This is a genomic window from Paenibacillus allorhizoplanae, from assembly GCF_927798215.1.
Classification (GTDB): Bacteria; Bacillota; Bacilli; order Paenibacillales; family NBRC-103111; genus Paenibacillus_E; species Paenibacillus_E allorhizoplanae.
On the sequence record NZ_CAKMMW010000019.1, the window covers coordinates 88,032 to 99,587 of the forward strand.

General features: G+C 44.8%; 7 protein-coding genes. 2 read left to right on the forward strand and 5 right to left on the reverse strand.

Annotated elements, in window-relative coordinates; translation table 11 throughout:
• Nucleotides 1-20: 20 nt before the first annotated feature.
• The 5 genes from L6I86_RS25325 to L6I86_RS25345 form a co-directional block, all read right to left on the reverse strand.
• Nucleotides 21-1,604 carry a response regulator gene (locus L6I86_RS25325; protein WP_236291181.1) on the reverse strand — a complete coding sequence of 528 codons (1,584 nt, stop codon included), beginning with the start codon at nucleotides 1,602-1,604 and terminating at the stop codon, nucleotides 21-23.
• Nucleotides 1,585-3,357 (reverse strand): sensor histidine kinase, encoded by a 1,773-nt coding sequence (locus L6I86_RS25330; protein WP_338113442.1) that lies wholly within the window; start codon nucleotides 3,355-3,357, stop codon nucleotides 1,585-1,587. The genes L6I86_RS25325 and L6I86_RS25330 overlap by 20 nt, the downstream gene beginning before the upstream one ends.
• Before the next feature lie 40 nt (nucleotides 3,358-3,397).
• Entirely contained in the window at nucleotides 3,398-4,273 is an 876-nt protein-coding gene (locus tag L6I86_RS25335; RefSeq protein WP_236291182.1) for a carbohydrate ABC transporter permease, read from the reverse strand.
• Between the two features lie 19 nt (nucleotides 4,274-4,292).
• Nucleotides 4,293-5,168 (reverse strand): carbohydrate ABC transporter permease, encoded by an 876-nt coding sequence (locus L6I86_RS25340; protein WP_056613115.1) that lies wholly within the window; start codon nucleotides 5,166-5,168, stop codon nucleotides 4,293-4,295.
• Between the two features lie 77 nt (nucleotides 5,169-5,245).
• The gene (locus L6I86_RS25345) at nucleotides 5,246-6,565 is read right to left on the reverse strand and encodes an extracellular solute-binding protein (protein ID WP_236291183.1); all 1,320 of its coding nucleotides are present in this window, start codon (nucleotides 6,563-6,565) and stop codon (nucleotides 5,246-5,248) included.
• A 370-nt stretch (nucleotides 6,566-6,935) separates the two neighbouring features.
• Here L6I86_RS25345 and L6I86_RS25350 point away from each other — a divergent pair, with 370 nt between their 5' ends.
• Both L6I86_RS25350 and L6I86_RS25355 read left to right on the forward strand, forming a co-directional pair.
• Nucleotides 6,936-10,253: a discoidin domain-containing protein gene (locus L6I86_RS25350; protein WP_236291184.1), complete on the forward strand. Its 3,318-nt coding sequence runs from the start codon at nucleotides 6,936-6,938 to the stop codon at nucleotides 10,251-10,253.
• A 162-nt stretch (nucleotides 10,254-10,415) separates the two neighbouring features.
• Nucleotides 10,416-11,456, forward strand: coding sequence for an S-layer homology domain-containing protein (locus tag L6I86_RS25355; protein ID WP_236291185.1), 1,041 nt, complete (start codon nucleotides 10,416-10,418; stop codon nucleotides 11,454-11,456).
• The last annotated feature ends 100 nt before the right edge of the window (nucleotides 11,457-11,556 follow it).

Sequence of the window (11,556 nt, forward strand, 5' to 3'; positions counted from 1 at the left end):
CCTCGTACACCATGATATTGTTACAATTTTGGAGGTGGAGCAGCAGGATGAAGGACTGCTTCCTCCCGGAACTCACTCGGCGTTTTGCCGGTGAATTTCTTAAACACTTGGCTGAAATATTTAATATCTTCAAATCCGACGGAGCTTGCGACATCGGCTATTTTGGCAGGGGATACGGTTAGAATTTCCATGGCGCGATTAATTTTTTGTCGTGTCACATAGTCACCAAACGTAATACCAGCTTCCTTTTTAAACACTTCGCTCAAATGATTCGGATGCAGATGCACATATTTAGCAACCTGCTGTAAGCCAACATCTTTCCCCAAATTCTCATGGATGTAGGCCATTGCTTTCTGTGTATGTGTGGCTTGTCCGTTGCCTAATCGATGATGATACAGCTCCATAAGGGTCAATAAATATTGAAATAACGCATCCTTCAGTACAATATCCCGTTTGACGACGAATGCGATATTTTGATCATCCAGCGCTCCTTGTCGTCCCGTTGCAGTTAATACACGCTCCAGCCAACGATGTGCGGACAGGGCAGCTGAACGGACCAACGATTCAAGGGATTCGATCGTCATGTGCGGGTCGCTAAGTTCGGATTGCAAATAGCGCTGAACCCAGTTCTTCAACGCGACGGAGTCGTCCTCCAACAAGATCGAAGAGAGCTCTAGCTCTTCCTCATGCGTACAGACCGTTTTGCCGCCTTTACGCCTAACAATGTCTGTATAAATCAGAATTGATTCATCGAGGTGATGTTTGTAGCTAAAAGCATAGTCCGCGGTGACATACGACTTATATAAATCGGACTGTTGCTGAACGACCTCGCCGACGGATATACTGACTTTACATTTGAGCAGCCGCTCAATCTTTTGCTTTGCAGACTCAGGATGATCGAAGAAGTCGGATGCACTTGTTTTGGGAAGCGCCACGACAATTCGCTGCCTGTAAATCAACGTTTCACATTGCAATATTTCGTGCAGCATATTGTTTACTGCGAAAAGCAGCAGTGATATCTCTGATGCTGTTTCTCCCCATCCTTCAGCGGTAACAACGTAGGTCTGAAATTTGGGTTGCTCGTGCTCATGTGAGAGAAATAAGCGAGGGAGGTAGTCCGGCAGCATATCTGCATCGACGGCGGCGGTTTCCCCCTCAATGATCCAGCGTTCAAACAAACGATTGCGAACTTCTTTGTTCTTATATTGATCCTGATTGAGATGCTTCCATTTATCTTCAATCCGCTGTTTGACTTGGAGGACGGTTTTCATAATCTCTTCAGGCCGACTTGATTTCAAGAGATAGTCGCTGACACCTTGCCGAATCGCTTGCTGTGTATACATGAAATCATCGTACCCAGATAAGATAATCGTCTCGATATCGGGAATGATTTCTTTCGCTTTAAGGGCAAGTTCTAGACCATTCATGTGCTTCATTCGGATATCCGTTAATAAAATATTCGGACGTTCCTCAGGCATGCGGCGCAGCGCCTCTTCACCTGAAACAGCTGGTTTAAGCAGCTCGAGCCCGATCTCTTTCCAATTAATAACTTTGGCCAAGCCTGTTCGGATGATGACCTCGTCATCAACGATCAAGATTTTCATGGTTATCCTCCAAAACTGGGATCGAAAATGACACACACGTACCCTCATTTAATCGGCTCTCGATCTTAATCCCCGAATCAAGCCCGTAATGCAATTGCAAGCGCTCATGCACATTACGCAGCCCATAACTTGCATCGTTTGCTATCGTTTCCGCAGCAGGGTATAAACTTTCAGTGACCTCTCGCAACCGTTCCTCGGTCATCCCAATGCCATCATCCATCACCTTGACATACATCGAATTGCCCTTTAGCTCGACATAAATGGAAATGACACCTGGTTCCTCTTTCATTTGAATGCCATGAATCATCGCATTTTCAACCAATGGTTGAAGCACCAATTTCAGCATGAACGAATCACTTAGTCGGGCGTCAACCACGTAGTCCACGGTGAATTCGTCTGGGAAACGGATGGATTGCACCTGCACATAATTTCGAATATGGGCTAGCTCCTGAGAGACCTTGCAATATTCTTTGCCCTTATTCAAGCTGAAACGCAAGAAGTCACTTAAAGCACCGACCATCTCTGCAATGCGGTTTTCTTCATTGAGCAAAGCGATCCAATGAATCGAAGACAGCGTGTTATATAGGAAATGCGGATTGATTTGGGCTTGCAATGCGCGCATATCTGCTTCTTTTTTGCGCGTTTCATTGTGTATCAGCTGCTTTTTCAAGGCTTCGATATGTGTGCTTAACAAATTGTAGCTGCCAGCTAACCGACCAATTTCATCTGATGTGTAGACCGGATAGTGGGGTAAAGGTTCATCCGGATTGATTTTAGTTAACAACCGGGTTAATGATCCGAGAGGCGTGGTGACCTTACGAATAACGAATATGGTGAGAAACACATTCGTAAGAACGGAAAGCGCCACAGCAACAGCTGTTAATTGCAAAATGTACCGATTCTGCGCACTGTATAGCTTCGATGGAATAATGCCAACGATCGTCCAATTGATCATCGGTTCTCGATAAAATAGAATGTTCTGTTGTGTGTTCCCGGTACCTGACGTCCATACACCAGAAGAATGGCCACGTACGCGATCCGTTATGCCAGGGAACAAGCTATCGGCTTTTTGTGACAGCCAACTCTTGTAGGTTGAAGACATGATTTCATTCCGATCATTCAATAAAGCGACTTGACCATAGCCATCGGCTAATTGTGGAACGGACCAAATGCGAGATAGCACTTGCTCATCCACACTGATTGATAGCCAACCAAGTGTTTGAAAGGTATTCATAGCGCGTATGGGTCGTATAAAGGAAAATACGTCACGTTTCCCCAAATAATTCTCAATGTGATATAAGCCCGTCCAAATCTTGTCCGTAATCTGTTTAATCACGATCTCCTTATCCAAACTCGAGTTGTAGATCGTAGAGGTAGAAAGAGGCGTCGTGTTATTGCTGGGATAAATAGTGATATTTGAAATGTAATCCTTGGTGTATACCAGATTCGTCATTAACCCAAGGATTTGTGCTTGTGCATCCAAGTTCTCATCGGTTCTCTTCAAATACGATTGAATGTCCCGTTGCCCGATGAGGAAAATGGAGATATTCTCAACATCTTTCAGGATGAATTGAAATTTGGCTTCCATTTGAGCGAGTGAATTCAAGCCTGCTTGCTGAGCCTTATCTTTGGTAATATCCGATGATGTTGTAAAAGCGAAGGTACCCAGAAACAAGAGGGGGATTAATGTTGTGACAAGCATAATGAAGGATAGCTTACGCTGTAAAGAATAACCGAACCACTCGCGCAACACGTGTCATCTCCTAACTCGTTGTCTGGATCGTTGAAGTCAATTAGCCTTTTACAGCTCCCGCGGTCATGCCTTTCATAACTTGCTCTTGGAACGCCAAGTACACGGCGATTGTTGGAATAACAGCGATCGTCATAGCGGCTAGTGTTAAACCGTAGTCCGTTTGATAGCCATCTGCGAAATTAGCGATGCTTAACGGTAACGTTTTTAAACTGCTTTTACTAATAAAAACAAGGGCGAACGAGAAGTCATTCCAGAAATGCAAGAAGCTTAGAATGACGACTGTGGATAGGGCTGGCAATGAGATAGGCAGCATAATACGCCAGAATACACCCCAAAGCCTCGTTCCGTCAATATAAGCAGCTTCTTCGATTTCTTTGGGTACGGAAGACAAATAAGCGGTAAGAACGAAGATGGCAGTTGGTAATGCAAAAGCGGTGTAAGGCAAGATAAGGGCCCAGTACGTATTCAATAGTCCGATTTGTTTCATTAGAATAAACAAAGGTACCAACGTACTGTGAATAGGGATCAACATCCCGATGACGAAAAATGCAAGAATAATGCCCTTGAAGCGGAATTTGATTCTCGCTAGCACATAGGCCGCTAAGGAACTTAAAAATAGCGTAAGTGCGAGTGAGACCAGCGAGACGATAACCGAGTTGAGAAAAGCGGTGCCCATTTTGGATGCTTTCCACGCAGTTGCGTAATTGGAGAATTTCCAAACTTGAGGCAGCCCGAACGGATGATTAAAGAACTCACTATTCGTTTTAAATGAGGAAATAACGAGCCAAAACAACGGATATAGCGTGAGAATCGCATACAGGGTTAAGAACGTCCATAGCGCGCCTTGTTTCCATCCTTGGAATGAGAACTTGCGAGTTGTCGCGGTTGATTTTACTTGAATGGGTATAGAAGACATGGTCAGCTTCCTCCTTTCGTTATACTTTGGATTTACGACTTGTTGCCCATTGGCTAATCCCAATGAAAATAAGGCTGATCAAGACGATGGTTGTCGAAATGGCGCTACCAAATCCATATCGATATGAGGAAAAAGTCGAATTATACATATACGTAGCGAGCAGCTCAGTTGCATGAGCAGGTCCGCCCTTGGTCATGACATACACGAGATCGAAGGATTTCAAGCTACCAGAAATACATAGAATAATGGCAATTTGTACAGTACTCCACATCATTGGTAGCGTAACGGAGAATAATTTGCGTGCTCCTTCAGCACCATCGATTTGTGTAGCATCGTGAATTTCACCAGGAATATTTTGAAAAGCAGAGATGAAAATAATGAGATATAAACCGACAAAACTCCAAATCAGGGGAGGAGCCAATGCGAAGATAGCAATCTTAGGATCGGATAACCATTGCAGCTTCCAGGACTCTAAACCTAGCTTCTCGAGAAGAAGGTTCAGTATTCCGATTTGCGGATGATAAATATATTGCCAGATCATTCCGATAACGACCGAGGACATAACCATCGGAACGAAGACGGCAGAACGGATGAACCGTTGCAGCGCATTGCTTTTATGAAGCAGAATGGCCAAGATGAGAGCAACTGGCAGCTGGCCGAGCACAGCTACAACAAGAAAAATAAGGTTATTCTTTAAGGATGTCCAAAAAATAGGATCATGAATAATTTCTACATAGTTTTTCAAACCGATAAATTTCGCCGTGCCAATCCCTTTCCAGTCGAAGAAGCTATAGTAGCCTGACCAGAGAACGGGGACAAACACAAATAAGGCATAAACAAGTATCGCAGGGGCAAGGCTCATAAAAACAAACCTGCGGACGTAAGCAGCATTCATCAATCTCACTTCCTTCATGTATGAAATTAGCCAGCCCTGCCACAGATGTGGAGGGCTGGTTGTACAATAATGGTTGATTATTTACCTAGTGAAGCAGCTTGTGAGTCTTGAATTTTCTTAGCAATCGCTTCAGCACTTCCACCCATTAGAAGCTCTTGTAGACCGTTATTGATGACTTCAACTGCAGCTGAGCTTAGTTTAGCATCATAAACCGGTGTGATTTTCGTTGTTTTCATAAGGTCATTGAGTTCAACGAATAACGGGTTTGCTTTTGAAGGATCAAGTTCAATTTTGTAGCTAACCAATGTGGAGCTGTTCAACGTTGCTTGTTGACCATCAGGACCAGATAGTGCGTAGAACAATTTTTGAGCGGCTTCTTTCTTTGCCCCAGTAAGTTTCTTGCTAACGCCAAGCCCAGTTCCAACAACACCAGAAGTGGATTGAGGATCACCCTTTCCACCTGCGATAGATGGCATTAAAGCGATATGTGTGTTGGCAAGCAAATCTTTCGGTGCATTTTGAACGACGTCAGCCATTGCCCAACCACCATCGATGAACATCGCAGCTTTACCTTGATAGAACAATTGTCTCATTTGGTTTTGATCAATACTGTTGAAGCCGTCTTGGAACGCTTTGGCACTGCTTAGCTCTTGCAGCTTTTTCAAGGCTTGAATAAATTCAGGATCTGTAAACTTCACACCATCTTGCTTAGCGGCTTTAAGGAACCAGTCAGAACCCGTCATACGATCAGCAAGTCCGCTGAAAATCGTGGATTGGGCAGCCCAGTTTGCTTTGTTACCAAGTGCGATTGGGATGATTTTGTTGTCATTGAACGTTTTAACAGCTGCCATAAGCTCGTCCCATGTTTTTGGAACAGCGACATGATATTGATCAAGAAGTGCTTTATTGTAGTAAATAAAGGAAGTTGGAGATAGGTTCATAGGTACGGAATAAATTTTGTCATCTACCGTGTATCCTTCTAAAGCACCTGGAATGAAATTGTTTTTCCATTCTGGTTTGCTGTCCAAGAACTCATTGATCGGTTGAAGCAAGTTACCGCTAACGAATTCCTTCGTCATCGCATCCGGCCACATCACGAATAAGTCAGGCATTTCATTGGCTGCTGCAACAGTCTTCAGTCGCGTTTTCAAACCGTCAGTTGGAAGACCTTCAATTTCCAACGTGATGTCTTTATTTTGAGCTTGGAAATCATCTAGAATTTTACGCATAGCAACAGCTTTCGCATCTTGTCCAGACCAGTTGTGCCAAATGGTAAGCTTTACTTTCTCGCCGGACGTACCTTTATCTGTGGGAGCGGCTTCTTCGCCGTTTCCACATGCGGATACAAGAACTGTTGTAGCAAGTAAAGCTGTAGAGATAAGTGTTAGTTTTTTCATGTTCGACCTCCTGATTGATTGACTCTACTTCATTCTAAGGATTTTCGGATGTTTCGTAAGGTGAACAGGATAAGGACCAGGGTAGAAAATGATCGGATATCGATCTGCTATTCTTCAGCATATCCATAAGTAAGTTAGAATAAGGCAAGGTCGTCGTTTTAGTTAAAATATCCCAATACCTTAAGTAACTCTCCTAATCTTCTTAAGTTTACCGCTTTCATTACGATCCGTATTTTTCTATGATGGAGATACCAACTACGAGTCAGCATCCTACTTTGTAAGATGAGAGGGTGATCGGAGTAATTATGTAATCGCTTACCAATAGAATGTGGAGCAGGATAGATCGTTTCTAATCTAAGGGAGGTATACAATGCGTAGTTTGAAAAAAATGGTTTCGTCTGTTTCGATGATGGCAATCGTTCTTAGTTTGTGGAGTCCTGGTGTTTCAAGTGCAGCAACACCAATCGGTGATGCCAATTCATCGATTTTTGGTCCAAATGTGTATGTATTCGATCCTGATATGCCTGCAGCTGACATTCAGAGTGCTGTGAATGCGGTATTCACTAGACAGGAGTCCAATGAATTTGGTACGGAAAGAGATGCCTTCCTTTTTAAACCAGGAACGTATAATGGCAATTACTTTATTGGGTTTAACACACAAGCTTCAGGACTTGGGCTCAATCCAGATGATGTATTGATCAATGGCGGACTGAATGTAAATGCGGATTGGGATAATGGGAATGCGACACGTAATTTTTGGCGGGGGATTGAGAATCTGAGCATCAATCCAACTTTCAATTATACACCGCCAGCGCCAGCTCATTTCTCAGCAGGTACAACGCAAATTGCAGTTTCACAAGCAGCACCACTAAGGCGATTACATATTAAAGGGAAACTAAATTTGTTCGATTTTGATTCAGGGTGGGGCGCTGGATGGGCAAGTGGCGGCTTCCTTGCGGACTCCATCGTAGATGGTCAAGTAACACCGGCCTCACAGCAACAATGGTTCTCGCGGAACAGTCAGTGGTCGAGTTGGTCCAATGGGGTTTGGAACATGGTGTTCGTCGGTGACAAGAATACGCCAACAGGGAACTTCCCGGATCCGCCTTATACAGTGGTCGAGAACACGCCAGTCATAAGAGAGAAGCCGTATCTCTACATCAACAACGCTAATGAATATCAAGTATTCGTCCCATCACTTTCTCAGAATACGCAAGGGGCAAGCTGGGCGAATGGCGCAACACCAGGAGATTCCATTAGTATCGATCAATTCTACATTGTTCGCGCAGATGTACCGGCAACAACGAGTGCTACGAATATCAATGCTGCATTGGCGAATGGCAAGAATTTGCTGTTTACGCCGGGAATTTATCACATTGATGATACAATTCGTATCAATAATGCAAATACAGTTGTGCTCGGCATCGGGATGCCAACGCTCATTCCAACGACAGATAAACCAGCAATGACGATTGCTGATGTGGATGGCGTAAAGCTGGCAGGATTGCTGTATGAGGCAGGCCCTAATGCTACCTCTTCACTTTTGGAAGTCGGACCAACGGGCAGTTCATTAGATCACGCAGCTAACCCAACATCGCTGCATGACTTATTCTTCCGTACTGGAGGCGCTGTTGTCGGTCAAAATAAAGCGCAAATGACCATTAACAGCGATGACATTATCGGCGATCACTTTTGGATGTGGCGCGCAGACCATGGTGCTGGTGCCGGTTGGACAGAGAATGTTTCGACCAATGGCCTTATCGTGAATGGTGATGATGTGACCTTATATGGATTATTTAATGAGCATCACAATGAGTATCAAACCTTATGGAATGGAAACGGCGGGCGCGTGTACTTCTACCAGTCTGAGATTCCTTATGATGTTCCGAATCAAGCGGCATGGATGGACGGAAGCAAGAATGGATATGCCTCTTATAAAGTAGCGGATACCGTTACGACCCATGAAGCTTGGGGGCTTGGGGTGTACTCTTATTTCCGAGATGCAGCGGTGAAGCTGGAGAATGCCATCGAAGTACCGAATACGGCAGGCGTCAAAATCCATCATGCGACGACCATTTGGTTAAACGGGACAGCTGGCAGTGAAATCACACACATCATTAATGGTATCGGCGGCCGTGTGTATGGGACATCCGGCAGCGCTCAAAGGCAGACGATTAACTTCTATGGAACAGATGCAGGGGATACGCAAGCCCCAAGTGTGCCTACGAATTTGGTCCTCAAAGAGACGGCTGCACATGATCGTGTCAAAATAGGGTGGACGGCATCAACAGATAACCTCAATGTCACAGGTTATGAAGTTTATCGTGATGGGACGTTAATTGGCCAAACAACAACGGCTGAGTATTTGGATACAACGGTAAAACCATTGACTACTTACAGCTATACAGTAAAAGCCAAGGATGGCGGAAATAACGTTTCCGCGTTTAGTGCGGCGCTAAGTGTAACAACGCCTAAGAGAGCCTTGGATCGCTCCGCCTGGACAGCAACCTCGACATCACAAGATCCAGCAGCACATCTCATTGATGGCGATATGGGTACGCGCTGGAGCGCAGGCAAGCCGATGGCGCCAACGCCAGAGCAGTCGTTCACCATTGATATGAAGGTACCGACGAGTATCAATAACATTGAGATGGATTCCACAGGCAGCAATAATGATTATGCACGTGGATATGCGTTATACGTATCCAATGATGGTGTGACTTGGGGTAGTCCGATCGCGACGGGAGTGGGTAGCAACAGGCTTATCTCCATTGATTTTGCTCCACAGGTGGCAAGGTATTTCAAGGTGGTTCAAACCGGAACGAATTCCAGTTGGTGGTCTGTTCATGAGGTAAGAGTGTACGGTTCCCTACCGCCATCAGCCGCCATAGTGGGACCTACGACAGTCACAAGCGGGCAAGCTTTTGACACTACAATAAGTTTGTCTGATGTGGTTTCCAGCGTGTATGCGCAAGATATTCAATTATCTTATGACACAGGATTGCTTGAATTTGACTCGGTGGAATCTTTGAATCCTGCCATTACAATCATTGGTCAAAAGGTTGGAGCGGGACATATCCGCATTCTGACAGCGAATTTGGTTGCAGGAGATGTCAATGGACCGTTGATGACACTTCACTGGAAAGCGTTAACGCCAAGTGACGATGTGTCCACAACGATCACACTAGATAGTCTAGCTTTAGCTGATTTGCAGACGGCAACGAACCTTGGCTCAGCTTCCGAAGTGATTCTGGTGAAAGCGATTATCGATCTGTCGATCTTGAATGGGAAGATTGGGGCGGCGCAATCTTTGTATGATGCCGCAACAGAAGGCTACAGCAGTGGTCAATACGCACCAGGCGCGAAAGCTGCCCTGCAGGTTGCGATCGACGCTGCAAGAAGTGTTGCAGCGAATCCAGCTGTGACGAAACCGCAAGTGACGCAAGCAATAGCGAATCTACAACAAGCTATAAATGTCTTTGAATCGTTGAAATATATTGGTGATCCAGGAGATCTGAATAATGATGGAGTCCTCTCCGTCGTAGATTTAGCAAACGTAGCAGCGGCTTACGGCAAAACATCCACAGATACAGATTGGGCACAGTTCAAGAAAGCTGACTTCAACAGGGATGGCAAAGTGGATCTGGTTGATTTGGCTGCGGTAGCACAACGCATTTTGCAACAGTAAGTGTGAATCTTTCAATAAGGTGTAAGCAAGGTTAAGCAGGATCCACATCGCCCGCTATGATACATTTCGTATAGTTTCATGGCGGGCGATCTTACATTTGCAAGGATGATTGTTCTGAGTTCTGAATACCGAGTGCTGATTGCTGAGGGAGGGAAATCGAACATGGTTTTGCGAAAATGGATGAAAGTAAGCTTCGTACTAGTACTCTTCTTAAGTTGGATTCTTCCTACAACCAGTTGGGCCTCTGAGGCCGATGAGTCAGGCACATTTACGATGAAGGTTTCCTCACAAATGCCGAATTATGGCGATACCATTGAAGTCCTCATTGCGGGACATCAATTAATCGACGTCTATGCTTTCGAAATTAATTTGGAGTATGATCCTACAAGGTTAAAATTCATAGATGCCAAATCCGATGCACCTGGGTTCTCTGTTCCGCCGATTGTGAAGGACGCACATATACAGCTTGCGCATACAAAGGTTGGAAAAGGGAAAGGATTAGAAGGTGAGCAATCCCTATTCAAGTTGCATTTTCAAGCGATCCAGAATGGGAACAATGAACTGACACTAAGCAGTGTGAAGATTGTAGATTCTAATCTTGGTAATTTTACCAAGCAAATCAATACGAGATCCATACTTACGATACATCATCCATATGCTTTCGATGATCTTGATTCCTTCGATTGGGCCGTGGCGGCGATTGAAGATTTGGCTTCCCAAGGCATCGTGAATGGCACAGGTGAGAGACAGTTCAGTCCTGCTTCGGCGGTGACGCGTGCGGACTTCCTTGTGCTTTTGATGAGAGCGCTTGGCTTGAAGGGGACTGTCGGACAACCATTTGATGATATTGAAACTGATGCTTATTATGCACAGCCCGTAGCTATTGCAAGAGAGTTGGGCATTGTGCAAGGAGACGAAGCGAATCAGTTTCATCCTAAAGCTTCGATTACGAGAGAGGATATGATGGTGCTCACAGATCGCGCATTACGCATATCTAATCATCTCACCGATACAGGAGTTCAATCGGATCTAACCATATTTGCAGACGTCTCGCTATTATCTGATTATGCGTTCACAAGTGTTGCTACGTTGGTTAAAATAGGGCTGGTCCATGGCTACGACAATCAGGTGTTTCCAAAGGAGACGACGAATCGTGCTCAAGCTGCAGTACTGATCTATAATCTGTTAACTTATATCAAGTGACGATTAGTTGTTATGGGAGAACGTACCAGTTGAAAGAACCTTGGGGCACTTGTCTCAGGTTCTTTTTTATGTGGAGAACGGTTTATTGCCCTATGCTTGT

Excerpts from the sequence above, each read along its gene's own strand:
- L6I86_RS25325 (WP_236291181.1), bottom strand. The coding sequence starts at position 1,604 with ATGAAAATCTTGATCGTTGATGACGAGGTCATCATCCGAACAGGCTTG.
- L6I86_RS25335 (WP_236291182.1), bottom strand. The coding sequence starts at position 4,273 with ATGTCTTCTATACCCATTCAAGTAAAATCAACCGCGACAACTCGCAAG.
- L6I86_RS25340 (WP_056613115.1), bottom strand. The coding sequence starts at position 5,168 with ATGAATGCTGCTTACGTCCGCAGGTTTGTTTTTATGAGCCTTGCCCCT.
- L6I86_RS25345 (WP_236291183.1), bottom strand. The coding sequence starts at position 6,565 with ATGAAAAAACTAACACTTATCTCTACAGCTTTACTTGCTACAACAGTT.
- L6I86_RS25350 (WP_236291184.1), top strand. The coding sequence starts at position 6,936 with ATGCGTAGTTTGAAAAAAATGGTTTCGTCTGTTTCGATGATGGCAATC.
- L6I86_RS25355 (WP_236291185.1), top strand. The coding sequence starts at position 10,416 with ATGGTTTTGCGAAAATGGATGAAAGTAAGCTTCGTACTAGTACTCTTC.